Genomic DNA, 19345 nt, shown 5'->3' on the forward strand with positions numbered 1-19345 from the left:
CACCTCAGAAGGCGCGCATCATGGATGATCTCAAAGCGAAATACCTCGATCTCATCAACTCTGCACAGGATGAGGCCACCCTCGAAGAGCTGCGCCTGCAGGCCGTTGGGAAAAAGGGCGAAGTGTCCTTGCAGATGCGCAGCTTGGGCAAGATGACAGCCGAGGAACGCCAGGTGGCGGGCCCGGCGTTGAATGCGCTGAAAAACGACATCAATGATGCGCTGGCCATGAAGAAAGCTGCGCTGGCCGATGCCGCATTAAACGAACGTTTGAAAACCGAATGGCTGGACGTCACATTGCCCGCGCGCGACCGCCGGGTTGGGTCGATCCATCCGATTTCCCAAGTCTGGGAAGAAGTGACCGCCATTTTCGCCGATCTGGGTTTTGCTGTGTCAGAAGGCCCGCAAATCGAAACCGATTGGTATAATTTTGACGCGCTGAATATCCCCGGCCACCATCCCGCGCGCGCCGAAATGGACACGTTTTACACCCACCGCGCCGAGGGCGACAATCGCCCGCCGCATGTGCTGCGCACGCATACATCGCCTGTGCAAATCCGCAGCATGGAGGCAAACGGCGCCCCCATCCGCATCATCTGTCCGGGCCGTGTGTATCGCGCCGATTATGACCAGACCCACACGCCCATGTTCCACCAAGTCGAAGGCCTGTGCATCGACAAAGACATCAGTATGGCGAACCTAAAATGGGTGTTGGAACAATTCTTTACCGCGTTCTTTGGCACATCGGTCAAAACCCGGTTCCGCGCGTCGCATTTCCCGTTCACCGAACCGTCCGCCGAAGTCGACATTCAGTGCCGCTGGGAAGATGGCAGCGTCAAGGTCGGCGAAGGCGATGATTGGCTCGAAGTGCTGGGATCGGGCATGGTCCACCCCAAAGTGTTGCAAGCGGGCAAAATCGATCCAAATGAATACCAAGGCTTTGCCTTTGGCATCGGCATCGACCGGTTGGCGATGCTGAAATACGGCATTCCCGACCTGCGCGCGTTCTTTGACAGCGACCTGCGCTGGCTGCGCCACTATGGATTTGCTTCGCTCGAAGTGCCAACCCTGCATGGGGGGCTGAGCGGGTGATTTGGATAAGTGGTGTAGTGGTTGCCGCAATTGGATTTGTATTTGGACGGATTTTTAGTCAAGCTGAAGCAGTGCTGGCAGAGAAACGGCGAATTTACGAAGAGTTTTTGATGGATGCTCCTGCGCCAAATGATGCTTACTATGAGATTGATGCCGACGAATTACACCGCAAAACGCTAGCTCTGAACAAGGTGCACTCAAAGCTGATGCTTTATGCATCTCACAGAGTGCTATTTGCGGCGAGCCAATATTTGTCGAAATATCAAGAAGCGCAAGATGAACTCACTATAGATTCTGGCTCCTTGCATCCAAGGTTCAAAGCCGCTGCAAAGGCGCAGAATGATTTGATCCTCGAAATGCGCAGGGATGCCCTTGGTTGGTCCACTTTTGGGTACTATGGAAAATCACGATTGCCAGAAGACGCGTTGGAGCAGGCAAAAAGGAACTCACTATGAAATTCACCCTCTCCTGGCTGAAACACCACCTCGACACCTCAGCCTCTGTCGATGACATCTGTGACGCGCTGACCGATCTGGGTCTTGAAGTTGAAGGCGTGGAAAAACCGGCTGAAAAGCTGTCTGATTTCACCATCGCCAAAGTGTTGCACGCGGAAAAGCACCCTGATGCGGATAAGCTGAAAGTCTGCAAAGTTTTGTCTGACGAAGGCGAAACCCAGATCGTCTGTGGCGCGCCCAATGCGCGGGAAGGCATCACCGTGGTTCTGGCCAAGCCGGGCACCTATATTCCGGGGCTGGATATCACCATCAAGGTCGGCAATATCCGCGGTGTCGAAAGCTTTGGCATGATGGCGTCCGAACGCGAAATGGAATTATCGGACGAACATAACGGCATTATCGAATTGCCGTCAGGTGAGGTTGGTCAGAAATTCAGCGATTGGCTGGCCGAAAATGATCCATCCAAGGTGGATCCGGTGATCGAAATCGCCATTACGCCGAACCGTCCCGATGCGCTGGGCGTGCGGGGCATTGCCCGCGATCTGGCCGCGCGTGGGCTGGGCGTGATGAAAGATTGCACCGTCGATCCGGTGCCTGCGACGATCCCGGCCGGGATCAATGTGACCATTGACGATGACACGCTGGATGGCTGTCCAGTGTTCACCGGTCGCGTCATTCGCGGCGTGAAAAACGGGCCCAGCCCGGCATGGCTGCAACAATTGCTAAAGGCGATTGGTCTGCGTCCGATCAATTTCCTCGTCGATGTGACGAATTACTTTACCTATGATCAGAACCGTCCTTTGCACGTGTTTGATCTGGCCAAAGTGTCGGGTGATCTGCGCGTTCATCGCGCCGCTGGTGGCGAAACTCTGACAGCGCTGGACGACAAAGAATACACATTCCAACCCGGTCAGATGGTGATTTCTGACGCCAATGGCCCGGAATCCGTGGCGGGTATCATGGGCGGTCTGGAAACGGGCTGTTCTGACGATACCACCGATGTATTTGTCGAAAGCGCCTATTGGGACCCGGTTCAGATCGCTTATGCGGGCCGCGCGCTGAAAATCAATTCGGATGCGCGGTATCGGTTTGAACGTGGGGTTGACCCTGCATTTACCCCTGTGGGGCTGGACCATGCGGTGCGGATGATCGTGGATCACGCTGGCGGCGAAGCGTCTGATATGATTGTGGCAGGCACCGTGCCTGACGTGGCGCGGGCCTATAAACTGGATACGGATCGCGTTCAAAGCCTCGTTGGTATGGTCATCCCTGCGGATGTTCAGGTGCAATCCCTGACTGCGCTTGGCTTTGTCATGGATGGGGATATGGCGCAGGTACCCAGCTGGCGCCCCGATGTACAAGGCGAAGCCGATCTGGTCGAAGAAGTGGCGCGGATTGCGTCCCTGACCAAGCTGGAAGGCGTGCCACTGCCAGTGCCAGCCGGTCTGACCCAGATCACCACAACGCCGATGCAAAAACGCGTCGCAACCGCGCGGCGGACGACGGCGGCGCTGGGTTATAATGAATGCGTGACCTATTCGTTCATCGACCGCGCCAGCGCCACGTTGTTTGGCGGCGGCGATGATGCAACGATGCTGGAAAATCCGATTTCCAGTGAAATGTCGCATATGCGTCCTGCGCTGTTGCCCGGTCTGTTGCAGGCCGCATCGCGCAATCAGGCGCGTGGGTTTGCCGATATGGCCCTGTTTGAGGCAGGTGATGCGTTCCAAGGCGGCGAGCCGGGCGAACAACATACCCAAATCACCGGCATTTTGGTTGGGCGCACCGCCCCCAAGGACGTGCATGGCGCAGCCCGGGCGGTCGATATCTATGACGCCAAGGCTGACGCCGAAGCGATCCTGTCCTCTATGGGCGCCCCGGCCAAGGTGCAAATCCTGCGCGGCGCAGAGGATTGGTGGCACCCCGGACGGCACGGCAAAATCTGTCTTGGCCCGAAAAAGGTGCTGGGCATTTTCGGTGAAATCCACCCGAAAATCCTGTCTGAAATGAACGTCAAAGGTCCGGTTGTCGGGTTCACCCTGTTCCCACAAGACATCCCAATGCCGCGCAAAAACAGCGCCACACGGGCCGCGTTTATTGCGTCTGATTTGCAGGCCGTGGAACGCGACTTTGCCTTTGTGGTGGACGCGGATGTAGAGGCCATGACGCTGGTCAATGCCGCCACGGGCGCGGACAAAACGCTGATTTCTGACGTGCGTGTGTTTGACGAATTTATCGGCGGTTCATTGGGTGAGGGCAAAAAATCCCTCGCTGTGACGGTGCGTTTGCAGCCCAAAGATGCCACACTGAAAGAGGCAGACATCGAGGCGGTCAGCGCCAAGATCGTCGAAAAAGTCACCAAAGCCACCGGTGGCGCATTAAGGGGATAAATCATGCAGATCTGGATCCGAAAGGCTGAAATTTCGGATGTAGATCTGATAATCGCCCTGATCGACGCCGCCTATGCGCCTTATGTGGCGCGCGGCGTTGACCTGCCTGCGGTCAGTGATGGCGTGGCCGATGCGATTGCCGATGACACCGTGGTTGTTGCCACCACACAGGATGATGTGGTGGGGGTGATGATGCTGAAACTGACGGATGAGCGCGCCCAATTGATGAATATCGCTGTGTCGCCGGATGCGGGCGGGCAAGGTGTTGGCAAACGTTTGATCACGCGCGCCGAAACATTGGCGCAGTTTCATGGCTTGGACCAGCTGCATCTGGCAACACATCGCGACATCCCTGAAAATATCGCGCTTTACCAACATCTTGGATATGAAATCACCGCACAATCCGGGGCCAAGGTTGAAATGGTTAAATCAGGATTGCAGCCCTAGGCCGATCCACAAACAGCAGGAGAAAACGATGCTGAATGTTTATTTATCCGGTGAAATCCACACGGATTGGCGTGACCAAATTGTCCATGCTGCCTCTGATCTGGACGTGGCATTTTCGGCCCCTGTGACCGATCACGCCGCGTCAGATGATTGCGGCGTGGCCATTTTAGGCGTTGAGGATCAGAAGTTTTGGCACGACCACAAAGGCGCCAAGCTAAACGCGATCCGTACCCGTCAGGCGATTGCAGCCGCGGATGTGGTCGTTGTGCGGTTTGGCGACAAATACAAACAATGGAACGCCGCCTTTGATGCGGGATATGCTGCGGCATTGGGCAAATCCCTGATCGTTATGCACGGCGCAGATCACCAACACGCCCTAAAAGAAGTGGACGCTGCCGCGCTGGCCGTGGTGGAAACACCGGCGCAGGTCGTTGAAATTTTGACCTATGTTTTGCACGGCACGCTGCCGTCGTAACGGGGGCGACCGTCAGAGCGGCCCGGTGCGATACAATTTGACCTTTAGGCTGCCAAAGGCCACAGGCGGGCCGGGCGGCACAAAGGGCAGTTTGGTGGCTTTGGCCAATCCCGCATCGCTGGTGACAATGCCAACGCGCCAACCGCGAAACCGGTCCTTTAGGGTGGTCCCCAACGTGCCATAAAGCCCAAATAGCAGCTTTTTGGTGCCGATCCGTGCGCCATATGGCGGGTTGATCATGATCAGGCCGGGCGGCCCATCGGGGCGTTGCAGATCACTGATCGGGCCCAGCGTGAATTGGGTCAGATGATCGGTCCCGGCGCGTTGCGAATTGGCTTTGCTGGATTTGATCGCCCCGGCATCCCGGTCCGACCCATAAAATGACAGATCAACATCGTTGGATTGTGTTTCAGATTTCATCTGCGCCCAAGCCGCGGCATCAAATGTCGCTAGCTTTTCAAAGGCAAAGCTGCGGGTGCGGCCGGGGTTTAACCCCATCGCGATCTCTGCCGCCTCAATCGGAAAGGTGCCAGATCCGCACATCGGATCCAACACCGGTTCGGTCCCGGTGTAGCCACATTCACGCAGGAATAATGCGGCGAGGTTTTCGCGCATCGGCGCTTTGCCTACTGCCTCTTTGTGGCCGCGTTTATGCAGGGCGTTGCCGGATGTGTCGACGCTGATGGTCACCAGATTGTCGTCAATACGGACCTTGATTTGCAGGTTTGCCTCTTTGGAAATCTCGACGCCCAGTTCTTCGGTCAGGGCCTTTTCAATGCGTTGGCTGGCAGCGCCCGCGTGATAAATCTTGGACTTTTTACAGGTCACTTCGACGCGCACCGGCACATCCGCGCGCAGCACATCGCCCCACGGGAATTTTCGGGATCGTTTGTCCAGCTGCGCCAGATGGAACGCCCGAAACGATCCGATCCGCGCTAAAATACGCCCGGCCCCGCGCATTTGCAGATTGGCGCGCCAAACATCGGGCCATGTGCCCATGATCGTGACGCCACCGGGGGTTGCGGCTGCGTCAGAAAACCCTTTTTCCTGCGCCTCGGCCAATAGGACATGTTCAAGCCCGGGCTGGGCGGCGAAGAAGATTTCAAAGGGCGTGTTTTCCATCTGCTTGTCTTATCTGGGCGTACATCCTGCCGCAACATGCGTCGTGACGTGGCGAAAGGATTGTGGTCGCCGCCAGAAAGGCAATGGTGGGGCATGACATATGATTTCGTAATTGTAGGCGGCGGATCGGCGGGCAGTGTTCTGGCCAATCGCCTGTCGGAAAATCCAGACATATCCGTCTGTTTGATTGAGGCAGGGGGCGGCGGCAAAGACATCTTTGTGCGCGCGCCGGCCTTGGTTGCGGCGATGGTGTCTGGACGGCCCAAGATCAACAATTGGGCGTTTAAGACCGTCCCTCAGGCCGAGCTAAATGGCCGCGTTGGGTTTCAGCCGCGTGGCAAAACATTGGGTGGATCCAGCGCGATCAACGCCATGTTATATGTGCGCGGCCATCAGACCGATTACGATGAATGGGCCGCAATGGGATGTGACGGTTGGGGCTGGAAGGACGTCAAACCGCATTTTCTACGCTATGAACGCAACCAAAACGGGCCGTCGGATTTGCATGGCGGCGCTGGCCCCCTGAATGTGGCGACCCAAGCCGAGCCGCGCCCGATTTCTAAGGCCTTTGTCAGGGCCGCACAGGGGCAGCAAATCGCTGAAAACAGCGACTTTAATGGAGCTAAGCAAGAGGGCGTTGGGCTCTATCAGGTGACGCAGTTTTTTGAGGGCAAACACAAAGGTCAGCGGTGTTCCGCGGCGGCGGCGTTTTTGCATCCGGTGATGGATCGCCCGAATTTGAAGGTGATCACCCGCGCACGTGCGACCCGTATCTTGATGCGCGGGAAAACCGCCATCGGGATTGAATATATCCGGCGCAAAAAACGGCATCAGATCACCGTAAATCGCGAAGTGATCCTATCCGGCGGCGCGTTTCAATCCCCGCAATTGTTGATGCTGTCGGGGATTGGTCCACGGGATGCCATCACGGCGCATGGTATTGAAATGGTGCATGAATTGCCGGGGGTTGGGCAAAATCTGCAGGACCATCTGGATTATGTGATTTCCTATAAATCCAAACGCCGGGATGTTGTTGGGTTAAACCCACGGGGCCTGTGGCGGATGGGCAAAGCGATCCGACGTTGGCGGCGCAAAGGCGTGGGGCTGTTTGCCTCGCCAATGGCAGAGTCGGGCGCGTTTGTGCGCAGCCACCCTGATCTTGATCGCCCGGATTTGCAGCTGCATATGGTGGTCGGTATCGTTGATCAACACATGCGCAAAATCCATCTGTCGGACGGGTATTCGTGTCATGTCTGTGTGCTGCGGCCCTATTCCCGTGGCTCTGTCGGGCTGAACAGCGCAAACCCGCTGGACGCCCCCAAAATCGATCCCAATTTTCTAGCGGATTCACGGGATTTGGACTGTTTGAAACAGGGCGCGCGGATCATGCAGGACATTCTGGATCACCCCGAACTGGCCGCTTGGAGGGGCGCACGTCTATATCCCCATGACGGCAGCGATGGCGCGTTGGAACGCGATATTCGTGCGCGGGCCGACACGATTTATCACCCGGTCGGGACCTGCAAAATGGGCGTGGATGACATGGCGGTGGTTGACCCTCAGGCCAGGGTTCACGGCGTCAACGGACTGCGTGTGGTGGATGCGTCGATCATGCCGCGGCTGATTGGGGGTAACACCAATGCGCCCACCATGGTGATTGCGGATCGCGTGGCGGATATGATTTTGCAGGCGCAATGACCCGGTTTCGGCCGACCACCGTGACGGGGAAGGCGCGGTGAAAAAAAACCTAGCTTGGATCGCAATTGGCGCTATCAAAAGGGGGTTAACGCAGCAGAGATCAACTTTGCGCGTTTGAAAAAGTAACGGAGTGGGAAGAAATGCTAAAAGAATTCAAGGACTTCATCGCCAAGGGTAATGTCATGGACATGGCTGTTGGTATCATCATCGGTGCCGCGTTCACGGCGATTGTTAAGTCTATGGTCGACGATTTGATCAATCCGATCATCGGTTTGTTCACAGGTGGCGTCGATTTCACCAACAAATATGCCATTCTGGCAGGCGAAGCCCCAGAGGGCGCCAGCCTAGAAGCCGCCCGCGAAGCGGGCGCATCGGTATTTGCCTATGGGTCGTTCATCATGGCGGTCATCAACTTCCTGATCATCGCCTATGTGGTGTTCATGTTGGTGCGTTCTGTGAACAAAGCCAAAGCAGCCATGGAAGAAGAAAAAGTTGCCGAGCCAGAAGCGCCAGCGGGTCCAAGCGAATTGGATATTCTGGTCGAAATCCGCGACTCGTTGAAGAAATAAGCATCCCTAAATGGATGGAAAGGGGCCCCAATGCGGGGCCCTTTTGTGTTAAACAGCGCCGGTATATTCGCCACGCGCCGGATAATCGTTGGCAATGGCAAAATCCAACGCACCAACCAATTCTGAAAAATGTGGGCGCACAAACGGCATGGTCTGAACGGATCCATAATAAAGCGTCTGTTCCGGCGTCACCATGAACAGGCCGGGTTCGGAAAACAGCGCTGGCTCTTCGATGCCGATGGATGTTTTGCCGCGTGATGTCGAAATATAAAGCCCCCATTCGCGGGCTTTTTCCAGCGACAAATCGTAGCCAAACCGCAGCTTTGTTGCGCTGATTTTGTCGGCCATGGCGCGGGTGCGCTCTTCTCCGTCTGAGCTGACGGCGATGACGGAAACACCGCGTTCGGCGAATGCGTCTACCTTTTTTTCCAGCTCGGTCAGGTAATTGGCGCAGATCGGGCAATGCAGACCGCGATAAAAACAGATGATTGTGCCGCGTTCTGTTGCCTCTGAGGACAAATCAAATGATCCATGATCCAAAGTGGGCAGGGCCAGATCGGGTGTTTTTTGACGGGGTAACAGCATTTCGAAATCCTTGGTTGGTTGACTTTGATCCGGAACATGCCACAGGTTAGGATCAGTATTATCCGATTTACATGACTGGAACGCCGGAATGTCAAAGATTGATCGCCTGACCACCCTCATGGATCGGTTTCAGATGAACATCCGTGTGACATCCGTTGGGGATGCAAATCTGATTGTTGTGGGGCAGAATGCACAGCCGGATCGGATCATTTTACATCCGCAGAAAAACGGTCAATTGCAGATCGAAAGCCAGGTGTTTTTTGCGGCGGATGTCGCTTGGGGTGGGGCGGATAATCCGTTGCTGACGGCTTTGCCCGATCAGGTTGAATCGCCGATTTCAGATGCGCCGGATTTGCAGGCATTGGTGACGGTTTTGATCGCCGAGGCAGACCTGCCGCGCTGTGGCGGGGCGTCTGTGCTAAGTCGGTTGATCGAGGTGTTGATGGTGCGATTGTTGCGCCATCAGATCGAACGAGGCGGGACCCAAGTTGGCCTGTTGGCCGGATTGGCCGATACGCGGCTGAGCCGTGCCATTGTGGCGATGCATGATCGCCCCGGACATCACTGGACCATTGACGATCTGGCGGGGCAGGCGGGCCTGTCAGTCAGCCGCTTTGCAGAGCTTTTTTCACAAAAAGTCGGGCAATCACCGATGTCGTATTTGCGGCAATGGCGATTGACCGTCGCCCGGCAGGATTTGCAAAAAGGCGACCGGGTTGAACGTGTGGCGCGCCGGTTTGGCTACACGTCGCCCGAAGCCTTTAGTCGCGCCTATCGCAAAGCCTATGACGCGTCGCCCATTTCGGAACGCAAACAGGGCGACGCGGCCTGATCACATCAGGATAATGTTGGATGTCCCCGACCCACGACGCAATGCATGCACATTGGCCAGTTCAGGATCATTGATCCAACCCAACGCTTTGTCGCGGTCAGGAAAAGTGAGAATGACAGTGACGTCGGGCGCAGTGATGTCGCCTTCGATCACGGTTGCGTCTGGCGAGACATGCAACGGTTTTGCGTCGTATTTCGCCAATGCGGCACCGGCCTTTTCGCGGTACTGAGCGAGGGTTTCGGCGTCATTCACGGTGAGGGTGACTATGGCATAGGCGGTCATGTTTGATCCTTTCGGGTTGATTTGGAATTGCTGCATTTGTGACAGCACATGACCTGCGCAAAAACGATCATTGCCACGCAATCGCTGTGCGGTAATGATCGGGGCATGTTGGATTGGAACGACCTTAGATATGTTTTGGAAACCGCGCGTCAGGGCGGGATCAGCGGGGCTGCGCGGGTGCTGGGTGTGAACCACGCCACGGTGGCGCGGCGGATCACGGCTGCGGAAACTGCGCTGGGTGCGCGTCTGTTTGAACGATTGGCCAGCGGCTATATCGCAACAGAGGCCGGGCTGGATGCGGTGCGTGCCGCCGAAGCGATGGAAATCACCGGGGCCCAGCTGGATCGGCAGGTAGGAGCGCGCGATACCACGATCAGCGGGTCATTGACGGTGACGGCACCGCAATTGCTGATCTCGGCCGGGCTGGGCGCGATGTTTCGGGAATTTATCACCGCCCATCCTGATATCGATCTGAAAGTGTTGGCCAGCAATGATGTGTTGAACCTGTCCCAACGCGAAGCAGATGTGGCGATCCGCATTTCCGACAATCCTTCGCCGACCTTGGTTGGGCGGCGGGTGACACAACAACGTGGGGCGGTTTATGCCAGCCCTGATTTGATCGCGCGGGATCAGGGGGGCGATGCGCCGCTGGATTGGGTGCGTTTTATCCATTGGCCGGGGCCGCCCAAATGGCTGACCGATCTGCGGCCCAATCTGAATGTGCGCCTGTCAGTGGATGACATGATCGTCGCCATCGAAGCGGCGCGATCCGGCATTGGCGCGACCCGAATGGCGTGTTTTTTGGGGGATGGGGAACCAGGCCTTGCTCGGGTGCCGGGATTGCCGGATTTTCCCTACATGCCGATCTGGATTTTGACCCATCCGGATTTGCGCCGGGTGCCCCGTATTCAGGCCTTTGTCGATTTTGCCGCAACCCACATGCGGGGGATGCGACCGCTATTTGAGGGGCAATCGCCGGGTTAGGCGGCCTTTAATGCGCGGGCCCGACGGCGGGAATAGGTCGACCAGATCCGATAAAGTGTCAGCAATGCCAATGGGGTAAAGTGAACGATCGCCGCGGTTGGACTGCGCCAATCATGCAGGCTGGCCCAGTGCAGCAACGTCAGCACAGCCGCGCCATAGGTCCAACGTTGAAGAGATTTCCACGCGGGCCCCATTTTACGCACCGCCCAATCATGGGACGTTGCCGCCAGCGGGATAAAGATCGCAAAGGCAACCCATCCGGTCCAGATTTCAAAATCGGTCGCCTCGGCCAGAATGCGCTGTAGGGGTTCCGACATCAGATAAAACAGGGTGTGCAACGCGGCATAGGCAAAGGCGGCAACACCAAAATAACGGCGATTTTTTCTGAGCCATTGAGGGCCGCGCCAGCCTTTGAACAGCATCATCAACGGGGTGGCCATCATCGAAATGATCATGAAACGGGCGGCAAATTCACCGGTCGGATGCAGCAATTGGTGATAAACGCGGTTGGTTTCCGCGCCCAATGCCTGGCTGACAATGGCAAAAGACGGCAGCGCGAGGATTGCCCACAAAAGATAGGGTGAGGTGCGTTTGAAGAAATGCGACATTGGGGGCCTCTGAAATGAAGTGTCGGGACTGATACGGATCAGCCCCGACATTCCGTCGCATTTTGCGCTGGTTTATTCCGCTGCGATGGCCGCCGGAATAAAGTCCATGCCCAGGGCTTCGCCAACGGCGGCATAGGTCAGTTGACCCGCATGCACATTCAGACCGTTCATCAGATGCGGATCGTCCTGACAGGCTTGTTTCCAGCCTTTGTCTGCCAGCGCCAGCATGAACGGCAACGTCGCATTGCCAAGCGCGATTGTGGACGTGCGCGCAACGGCGCCGGGCATGTTGGCAACGCAATAATGCATGATGCCATCCACGTCATAGATTGGATCCGCATGGGTTGTGGCGCGCGACGTTTCAAAACACCCGCCCTGGTCAATGGCCACGTCCACCAGCACGGCGCCCGGTTTCATGGTCGACAATTGCGCGCGGCTGATCAGTTTCGGCGCGGCGGCGCCGGGGATCAAAACCGCACCGATGACCATGTCGGCCTCTTTGATGAGGTCGGCGGTGGCGCCTGCGGTTGAATATTGGTTTTTGAAATCACGGCCAAACACATCATCAAGGTATTTGAGACGTGGCAAGGACCGATCCAGAATGGTCACATCTGCGCCCATTCCCGCGGCGATTTTAGCGGCATGTGTCCCGACAACACCGCCCCCGATTACGACCACTTTGGCGGGGCCAACACCGGGTACGCCACCCATCAGAACGCCGCGACCGCCATTGGCCTTTTGCAGGGTATATGCCCCAACCTGAGCCGCCAGACGGCCTGCAACTTCGGACATTGGGGCCAGCAAAGGCAGGCCACCACGATCATCGGTCACGGTTTCATAGGCGATGGCCGTGCAACCGGATGCCAGCAGATCCTTGGTCTGTTCCGGATCTGGTGCCAGATGCAGATAGGTGAACAAAAGCTGATCTTTGCGCAGCATTTTACGCTCGATCGCTTGGGGTTCTTTGACCTTTACGATCATATCGGCGCTGGCGAAAATTTCAGCCGCCGTTTCGATGATCTGCGCGCCCGCCGCGACATAGTCATCATCCGTAAAGCCAGCGCCCAGTCCGGCGCCTTGCTGGATGCTGACCTTGTGGCCATGGGACACCGCTTCGCCAGCGGCATTGGGCGTCATACCGACGCGGAATTCCTGGGGTTTGATCTCTGTTGGGCAACCGATATGCATTGGGTGTTTCCTCCTACGTTAGACAAACGGTCGCACCCATCGGGTAGAATGTCTTGGGTCATTTGCCCCGCGTTAGCGTGTGACATTCGTGGATTTCTGCGTTAAAGTCAGAAAACTTCGAAGGAATCTGCGCCAAATGGAAATTGACAGCACTGACCGCCGAATCCTCGTGACGTTGCAACGTACGGGGCGGATTTCAAATGCGGACCTGTCAGAGGCGGTGAATTTATCCGCATCGGCCTGCCATCGCCGTGTTCAACGTATGGAACAAGAGGGCATCATCAGCGGCTATGTGGCCCTGCTGAGCCCGCGAAAGCTAAAGTATCAGACAACTGTGTTTGTCGAAATCGCCCTCAGCGGGCAGGCGGACGAATTGCTGGATGCCTTTGAAACGGCCGTCGCGCGGGTGCCCGAAGTATTGGAATGTCATTTGATGGCCGGCAAGGCGGACTACCTGCTAAAAGTGGTGGCATCTGATGCAGAGGAATTTGCGCGCATTCACCGCAGATCCTTGGCGAAATTGCCCGGCGTGCAGACCATTCATTCGTCGTTCAGTTTGCGCACGGTTCGTCAGACAACGGCGCTGCCTGTGTAAATTTGCGCCGCGGCGCGTTCGGAATAGGTCGAAACCTGGGGGAAAGGGACAAAAGGGCGCATCAGAGAGCCTTGCTCTGAGAGGGTGGCATCTCCATATATCTCAAATCTGCAATGTATTAGAGGCCCCTTGATGAAATCACGTGCAACCCTGCCGCCATTGGTGACCCGTGTCTTTCCCATCGTGACCTTGGTGCGCGACTATAATCGCGTCAGTTTTGGCAATGATGTGATGGCGGCGCTGATTGTGACGATCATGTTGATCCCGCAATCATTAGCCTATGCCCTGCTGGCGGGATTGCCCCCCGAGGCAGGCCTATATGCGTCCATCGTGCCGATCATGTTATATGCGGTTTTTGGCACCAGCCGCGCCTTGGCGGTGGGGCCGGTGGCGGTGGTGTCGTTAATGACGGCCGCGGCATTGGCTGACATCACCGACCAAGGCAGCATGGGATATGCCGTGGCGGCCCTGACCTTGGCCGGGCTGTCGGGGGGTATTTTGCTGATGATGGGGGTGTTGCGATTAGGGTTTATCGCCAATTTCCTGTCCCATCCGGTGATTGCCGGGTTCATCACCGCATCGGGGATCATCATTGCAGCCAGCCAATTGAAACACATTCTGGGCATTGACGCGCATGGACACACACTGTTGGAAATTGTCGTGTCGCTGTTGGCACATCTGAGAGAAACGAACTTGTTCACAGCCGCAATCGGCATCTTGGGGACTGCGTTTTTGTTTTGGGTCCGCAAAGGGTTAAAACCATTGCTGACCCGACTAGGCATCGGTGGGGGTCTGACCGGGATCGCGGTGAAAACCGGGCCGGTGGTGGTGGTTGTGGTGTCAACCTTGGTGGTTTGGGGGTTTGGACTGGCGGGGCAGGGTGTCAAAATCGTCGGCGACGTTCCTCAAAGCTTGCCACCGCTGACATTCCCGTCGCTGTCCCCCAGCTTGATCGGTCAATTGCTGCTACCGGCGTTTCTGATTTCGATCATCGGCTTTGTTGAATCGATATCCGTGGCCCAAACATTGGCCGCTAAAAAACGCCAACGTATTGATCCGGATCAGGAATTGATCGGATTGGGGGCCGCCAATATCGGCGCATCCTTGACCGGTGGTTTTCCAGTGACGGGCGGGTTTTCCCGGTCGGTGGTTAATTTTGACGCCGGGGCAGAAACCCCCGCCGCCGGGGCGTTTACGGCCCTCGGATTGGCGTTTGCGGCGTTGTTTTTAACACCATTGATCTATTTCCTGCCCAAGGCAACGCTGGCCGCGACCATCATCGTCGCTGTCCTCAGTTTGGTGGATTTCAGCATCCTCAAACGCAGCTGGGGCTATTCAAAGGCTGATTTTGCCGCCGTGTTGATCACCATCCTGCTGACGTTGGGGATGGGCGTGGAAATCGGCGTATCGGCAGGGGTCGGCCTGTCGATTTTGCTGCATCTCTATAAAACGTCGCGACCGCATATTGCCGAAGTGGGGTTGGTGCCGGGCACCGAACATTTTCGCAATATCCTGCGCCATAAAGTCCAGACCGATCCCAGCATCGTTTCGCTGCGCGTGGACGAAAGCTTATACTTCGCCAATGCCCGGTTTTTAGAGGATAAAATTCACAATCGTGTGGCCAATGACCCCGGTATTCGCCATGTGATCCTGCAATGTTCTGCGATCAACGACATTGATCTAAGCGCGCTGGAATCCTTGGAAATGATCAACACACGCCTGCGCGAAATGGAGGTGCAATTGCATCTGTCCGAAGTCAAAGGCCCGGTGATGGATCGCCTGCAAAAGGAACATTTTTTGGGTGATTTGACCGGGCAGGTATTTCTGTCGCAATTTGACGCGATGCATACCCTGTCCAGCCGCTGACATCCGCACAAAAACAAACCCCCGCGGCTGGGCCTCGGGGGTTTAGAATTCTTACATAGCGTTCAAGGGCTGCTTAGAGCATACCTTCGCGCTGTGCCTTTTTACGAGCGAGCTTGCGCTGACGGCGGATGGCCTCGGCCTTCTCGCGTGCTTTTTTCTCGGACGGCTTCTCGAAATGTTGCTTCAGCTTCATTTCACGGAAAACGCCTTCGCGCTGTAGCTTTTTCTTCAGGGCACGGAGCGCCTGATCGACGTTGTTATCGCGAACACTTACCTGCATGTGGTTGTCACCACCTTTCTAGGTTGAAATTGCAAGGATTTGCAGGAACCGCGCGTATAGCAAAGGGGTCGGAACTTGTCTAGAGTAGAGACAGACCAAGGAGCCCCCATGTCGTATTCATCCGCTGAAACAGCCCATGACCCCATCAAAACCGCATTATTAGAGGCAATCCTGCCGCATGTGGCCTTTGATGGATGGGGGGATGTGGCGTTTGACGCGGCGGTGGGCGATTCGGACATTGACCCCGATGCGGCGCGCCAAACCTGCCCGCGCGGGGCGGTGGATCTAGCCATGGAATTCCACAAACAGGGCGACATCGACATGCGCGCCGCCATGGCGGATCACGACCTGACCGACATGCGCATTCGCGACAAAATCAGCCTCGCGATCCGGCTGCGATTGCAGGTTTGCGCCGACAAAGAGGCCGTGCGGCGTGGCACAATCCTGTTTGCCATGCCCCATCTGGCCGCCGAAGGGGCGCGTCTGATCTGGGGCACATCCGATGCGATCTGGACCCTGCTGGGCGACACGTCAGAGGACGTGAATTACTATTCCAAACGCGCGACATTATCGGCGGTGTATTCGTCGGTTGTACTGTATTGGTTGGGCGATGACAGTCTGGACGGGCAGGCCACGGATGCCTTTATTGACCGGCGTATCGACAACGTCATGCAATTCGAAAAGCTAAAGGGTCACATGCGTGGCAATCCTTTGGTGAAACCGTTTTTGGGGCCATTGGATGCCTTATTTGGCCAAGTCAAAGCCCCCAATGCCCGCACTGGCGTACGCGACGATGTGCCCGGCCGTTGGACAGATAACAAATAGGATCCCGAGATGAGCGAACAAATGCGTGTGGTGGAAATTTCCACCCCCGGCGGCCCGGATGTGTTGAAACCAGCCTTGCGGGATATCCCCGAACCGGGCCATGGCGAAGTGCGCATTCAGGTGGCTTATGCGGGGGTCAACCGGCCGGATGCGTTGCAACGGGCGGGACTGTATAATCCGCCCAAAGGGGCCAGTGATCTGCCGGGGCTAGAAGCATCCGGAACCATTGCTGCAATCGGGGATGGGGTCACGGATTGGGCCGTGGGGGACCCGGTCTGCGCATTGCTGCCCGGTGGCGGCTATGCTGAGCAGGTGGTCACGCCCGCCGCCCATTGTTTGCCTGTTCCGGATGGGATGGATTTGAAACAGGCCGCGTGTTTGCCGGAAACATTTTTCACCGTCTGGTCCAACGTGTTTCAACGCGGCGGATTGAAGGCCGGTGAACGGTTTTTGGTCCATGGCGGATCATCAGGGATTGGCACAACGGCGATCCAACTGGCCAATGTGCTGGGCGCGCGGGTGTTCACCACGGCCGGGTCTGACGAAAAATGCGCCGCCTGTCTGGCGCTGGGCGCAGAACAGGCGATCAATTATCGTGACGCGGATTTTGTCGATGTTCTGCGCGAACAGGGCGGGGCGGATGTGATTTTGGACATGGTTGGCGGGTCTTATATTGCCCGCAATATCAAGGCGCTGGCCGATGATGGCCGCTTGGTGCAGATCGCGTTTTTGCAAGGCCCCAAAGCCGAAATAAACTTTGCTCATCTGATGATGCGCCGGTTGACCATGACCGGATCGACCCTGCGCCCCCAGAGCGATCTGGCCAAGGCCCGGATCGCGGCTGACCTATATGAAAAAGTCTGGCCATTGCTGGCCACGGGGCGGATTGCGCCGGTGATGGATCAGGAATTCACGCTGGACCACGCAGCCGACGCACATACCCGCATGGAAAGCAGCCAACATATCGGCAAAATCGTCCTCAAAGTGGGGTAATCTGGCGATCCTGCCATTGGGCGGGGCATCCTTGCGGCGGTGGCGAAATCGTTTTAGGTTTCCGCTAACATTTGGGAGGATGTCACATGTCAGCATTGGAAAAAATGCCTCAGATGGGCTTTGGGACGTGGAACCGCCCCGACCAAGAGGCCTATCAAAGCACATTGACCGCATTGGAAACCGGCTATCGTCACATTGACGGGGCCGAAGGTTATGAGAACGAAGAATTCGTGGGCCGTGCGATTGCGGATTCTGGCATTGCGCGCGCTGATCTGTGGGTGACCACCAAAGTCGCCCCAGAAAGCTTTGGCCCCGGTCAAGTGCGCCCGCATGTCGAGGCGTCGTTAGAAAAACTGGGCGTTGGTCCGGTGGATTTGCTGCTGTTGCATTACCCATCCATTGGCGACGAATATGACATTCAGGATTACATGGCCCAATTGGCGGACGTGTATGATGCCGGGCTAACACGGCATATTGGCGTGTCGAATTTCACCATTCACTACATTGATAAGGCGTTGGAATTGCTGGGGGATCGTGTGATTTTAACCAATCAGGTTGAAATGCACCCCTTTATGCAGAACCACCCGATTGTGGATCATTGCGCCCATAAAAACATCCCCATTACCGCCTTTTCGCCTTTGGCGCGTGGTGCCATTCTGGACGACGCCCCCTTTGTGGCGATGGCGTCTGATTTGGGTATTACGCCTGCGCAATTGGCGCTAGCGTTTTTGATGGCCGAGGGGCATGTGGTGATCCCGTCCTCGTCTAATCCGGGCCGGATCGCGGAAAATTTTGCCGCACAGGATGTGTCATTGACCACGGATCAGATCGAAACCTTGCGGTCCATGGATCGCGGTCTGCGATTGGTCAACGGGCCGTGGTGCCCGAAATGGGATGTGTGATGCCCCATCGCGACATCCCGTTTAGCCTGACAGGCATCGATCACGTTGTGTTTCTGGTCGACGACCTGCGGCGCGCTGTGGATTGGTATCGCGACGTTTTGGGCTGCCCGATTGGGTATTCTTATCCCGATCTCGGGATGGAGCAAGTCTGGGCCGGGGCGTCGTTGATCGTGCTGTGGGACACAACCCATCCCGGCGGCGCCAGCGCGGTGCCACCCGTGCCCGGTGGGCGCAATGTGGATCATGTTTGCATCGCCACATCGGCATTTGACCACGACGCGTTGCGCGCCCATTTGGCCCATCACAACGTCCCAATCGAACGCGAAGCCATGCATGGCGGCGCGCGCGGCATGGGCCATTCGTTTTACATCCGCGACCCGTTTGGCAACCTGTTGGAAATCAAAGGTCCGGGGGAATACCCTGACGGACGTGCGCGTTAGCGCATGGGTTCAAACAACGCATCATCCAGCGTGCAATCCCGGATCACATCCGCGCCGCATTGGCGAAATTCCAGATCGCGGGTCAGGCAGATCCGCGCCTCTTGGATGTAGCCAGACCGGCAGGTGATGGTGATTTCATCTGCGTCCAGCCCTTCGTTTTCGGTGGTAAACGCCTGTTCCACAACGGATGCAGGCAGTGTGACCGCGCTGGACAGGCGGCGGAATACGCTGGGCCGGGTGACGCGATCATAGGCTTCGCCCGCGAGCGCATAATAATCGTCAGACGACAATCCTGTGCATTGTCCGTGTTTGTTCCACTGATGCCACGCAGACCCTGATGACCCATATAAATCGGCCTGTTCGCCCGTGTCTGCGCGGGACGGATTGCGGTGGTTTGTGTTGCAATAGGATGGCCAGCCACGTTCATATTGCGGCCATAACCCGTGCAAAACCCAGCCAAATTCGGCGTCCGGTTCACATTGCGGCGAATTGCGATCATCCCCTTCCAGGGTGCACCAATTTGCGGACCAAGACAGGGCCAAAACGTAATAATCAAATTCACCCGCCGTCCCATCGGCAGCAACAGGCGAAGCAGAGATCAGCAAAGCTGCAAGAAGGTGACGCATTTTGACCTTTCCTAAATGGGTTGCGGGCACTATATACAGGATAAGTTCCCCGACAATACGAACTGGTCCCTATGGGCCGCCCCTTTCAGGGC

General features: G+C 56.7%; 22 protein-coding genes. 15 read left to right on the forward strand and 7 right to left on the reverse strand.

Features of this window, described 5'->3' with window-relative positions:
• Positions 1-20 precede the first annotated feature (20 nt).
• The 5 genes from pheS to AB1F12_RS02915 are packed head-to-tail and all read left to right on the forward strand — an operon-like array spanning position 21 to position 4858.
• On the forward strand, positions 21-1091 hold the full coding sequence (gene pheS, locus AB1F12_RS02895; protein ID WP_368186444.1) for a phenylalanine--tRNA ligase subunit alpha: 1071 nt from the start codon (positions 21-23) through the stop codon (positions 1089-1091).
• Between the two features lie 17 nt (positions 1092-1108).
• Entirely contained in the window at positions 1109-1546 is a 438-nt protein-coding gene (locus tag AB1F12_RS02900; RefSeq protein WP_368186446.1) for a hypothetical protein, read from the forward strand.
• Positions 1543-3936, forward strand: coding sequence for a phenylalanine--tRNA ligase subunit beta (gene pheT, locus AB1F12_RS02905; protein ID WP_368186448.1), 2394 nt, complete (start codon positions 1543-1545; stop codon positions 3934-3936). The genes AB1F12_RS02900 and pheT overlap by 4 nt, the downstream gene beginning before the upstream one ends.
• Positions 3937-3939: 3 nt before the next feature.
• Positions 3940-4383, forward strand: a complete 444-nt coding sequence (locus AB1F12_RS02910) for a GNAT family N-acetyltransferase (protein ID WP_368186450.1) — start codon at positions 3940-3942, stop codon at positions 4381-4383.
• Positions 4384-4411: 28 nt separating this feature from the next.
• A complete protein-coding gene (locus tag AB1F12_RS02915) occupies positions 4412-4858 on the forward strand; it encodes a YtoQ family protein (protein WP_368186451.1) in 447 nt (148 codons plus the stop codon).
• A gap of 12 nt (positions 4859-4870) precedes the next feature.
• On the opposite strand, the gene AB1F12_RS02920 is transcribed toward AB1F12_RS02915, so the two are convergent.
• Positions 4871-5980 carry a class I SAM-dependent RNA methyltransferase gene (locus AB1F12_RS02920; RefSeq protein ID WP_368186452.1) on the reverse strand — a complete coding sequence of 370 codons (1110 nt, stop codon included), beginning with the start codon at positions 5978-5980 and terminating at the stop codon, positions 4871-4873.
• Between the two features lie 93 nt (positions 5981-6073).
• Here AB1F12_RS02920 and AB1F12_RS02925 point away from each other — a divergent pair, with 93 nt between their 5' ends.
• Both AB1F12_RS02925 and mscL read left to right on the forward strand, forming a co-directional pair.
• A complete protein-coding gene (locus AB1F12_RS02925; RefSeq protein WP_368186453.1) occupies positions 6074-7678 on the forward strand; it encodes a GMC family oxidoreductase in 1605 nt (534 codons plus the stop codon).
• A gap of 140 nt (positions 7679-7818) precedes the next feature.
• Positions 7819-8247, forward strand: a complete 429-nt coding sequence (gene mscL / locus AB1F12_RS02930; RefSeq protein ID WP_368186455.1) for a large conductance mechanosensitive channel protein MscL — start codon at positions 7819-7821, stop codon at positions 8245-8247.
• A gap of 48 nt (positions 8248-8295) precedes the next feature.
• Here mscL and AB1F12_RS02935 read toward each other — a convergent pair whose 3' ends face one another.
• Positions 8296-8832, reverse strand: a complete 537-nt coding sequence (locus tag AB1F12_RS02935) for a peroxiredoxin-like family protein (protein ID WP_368186456.1) — start codon at positions 8830-8832, stop codon at positions 8296-8298.
• Between the two features lie 88 nt (positions 8833-8920).
• Here AB1F12_RS02935 and AB1F12_RS02940 point away from each other — a divergent pair, with 88 nt between their 5' ends.
• Complete coding sequence (locus AB1F12_RS02940) at positions 8921-9664, forward strand: AraC family transcriptional regulator (RefSeq protein WP_368186457.1); 744 nt, start codon at positions 8921-8923, stop codon at positions 9662-9664.
• Here AB1F12_RS02940 and AB1F12_RS02945 read toward each other — a convergent pair whose 3' ends face one another.
• Complete coding sequence (locus AB1F12_RS02945) at positions 9665-9946, reverse strand: DUF1330 domain-containing protein (RefSeq protein ID WP_368186459.1); 282 nt, start codon at positions 9944-9946, stop codon at positions 9665-9667.
• A gap of 48 nt (positions 9947-9994) precedes the next feature.
• Between AB1F12_RS02945 and AB1F12_RS02950 the strand changes: the two genes are divergently transcribed.
• Positions 9995-10930 carry a LysR family transcriptional regulator gene (locus tag AB1F12_RS02950; RefSeq protein ID WP_368186460.1) on the forward strand — a complete coding sequence of 312 codons (936 nt, stop codon included), beginning with the start codon at positions 9995-9997 and terminating at the stop codon, positions 10928-10930.
• Here AB1F12_RS02950 and AB1F12_RS02955 read toward each other — a convergent pair.
• The gene (locus AB1F12_RS02955; protein ID WP_368186461.1) at positions 10927-11538 is read right to left on the reverse strand and encodes a sulfite oxidase heme-binding subunit YedZ; all 612 of its coding nucleotides are present in this window, start codon (positions 11536-11538) and stop codon (positions 10927-10929) included. The genes AB1F12_RS02950 and AB1F12_RS02955 overlap by 4 nt on opposite strands.
• A gap of 72 nt (positions 11539-11610) precedes the next feature.
• A complete protein-coding gene (gene ald / locus AB1F12_RS02960) occupies positions 11611-12726 on the reverse strand; it encodes an alanine dehydrogenase (RefSeq protein ID WP_368186462.1) in 1116 nt (371 codons plus the stop codon).
• 136 nt (positions 12727-12862) lie between these two features.
• Between ald and AB1F12_RS02965 the strand changes: the two genes are divergently transcribed.
• Both AB1F12_RS02965 and AB1F12_RS02970 read left to right on the forward strand, forming a co-directional pair.
• Positions 12863-13321 (forward strand): Lrp/AsnC family transcriptional regulator, encoded by a 459-nt coding sequence (locus AB1F12_RS02965; RefSeq protein ID WP_368186464.1) that lies wholly within the window; start codon positions 12863-12865, stop codon positions 13319-13321.
• A 150-nt stretch (positions 13322-13471) separates the two neighbouring features.
• Positions 13472-15187 (forward strand): SulP family inorganic anion transporter, encoded by a 1716-nt coding sequence (locus tag AB1F12_RS02970; protein ID WP_368188242.1) that lies wholly within the window; start codon positions 13472-13474, stop codon positions 15185-15187.
• Positions 15188-15260: 73 nt separating this feature from the next.
• On the opposite strand, the gene rpsU is transcribed toward AB1F12_RS02970, so the two are convergent.
• The gene (gene rpsU / locus AB1F12_RS02975) at positions 15261-15467 is read right to left on the reverse strand and encodes a 30S ribosomal protein S21 (protein WP_009159816.1); all 207 of its coding nucleotides are present in this window, start codon (positions 15465-15467) and stop codon (positions 15261-15263) included.
• Positions 15468-15575: 108 nt separating this feature from the next.
• On the opposite strand from rpsU, the gene AB1F12_RS02980 reads away from it, so the two are divergent.
• The 4 genes from AB1F12_RS02980 to AB1F12_RS02995 all read left to right on the forward strand — a co-directional run bounded on the left by AB1F12_RS02980 (position 15576) and on the right by AB1F12_RS02995 (position 18627).
• Positions 15576-16292: a COQ9 family protein gene (locus AB1F12_RS02980; RefSeq protein WP_368186465.1), complete on the forward strand. Its 717-nt coding sequence runs from the start codon at positions 15576-15578 to the stop codon at positions 16290-16292.
• A gap of 9 nt (positions 16293-16301) precedes the next feature.
• The gene (locus AB1F12_RS02985) at positions 16302-17285 is read left to right on the forward strand and encodes an NAD(P)H-quinone oxidoreductase (protein WP_368186466.1); all 984 of its coding nucleotides are present in this window, start codon (positions 16302-16304) and stop codon (positions 17283-17285) included.
• Positions 17286-17371: 86 nt separating this feature from the next.
• Positions 17372-18187: an aldo/keto reductase gene (locus tag AB1F12_RS02990; protein WP_368186468.1), complete on the forward strand. Its 816-nt coding sequence runs from the start codon at positions 17372-17374 to the stop codon at positions 18185-18187.
• The gene (locus AB1F12_RS02995; RefSeq protein WP_368186469.1) at positions 18187-18627 is read left to right on the forward strand and encodes a VOC family protein; all 441 of its coding nucleotides are present in this window, start codon (positions 18187-18189) and stop codon (positions 18625-18627) included. Before AB1F12_RS02990 ends, AB1F12_RS02995 begins: the two co-directional genes overlap by 1 nt.
• Here the strand turns inward: AB1F12_RS02995 and AB1F12_RS03000 are convergent.
• Complete coding sequence (locus AB1F12_RS03000) at positions 18624-19253, reverse strand: ribonuclease T (RefSeq protein WP_368186471.1); 630 nt, start codon at positions 19251-19253, stop codon at positions 18624-18626. The genes AB1F12_RS02995 and AB1F12_RS03000 overlap by 4 nt on opposite strands.
• Positions 19254-19345 lie beyond the last annotated feature (92 nt).

It is taken from the genome of Aestuariibius sp. HNIBRBA575 (genome assembly GCF_040932005.1).
Lineage (GTDB): Bacteria > Pseudomonadota > Alphaproteobacteria > Rhodobacterales > Rhodobacteraceae > CANLNM01.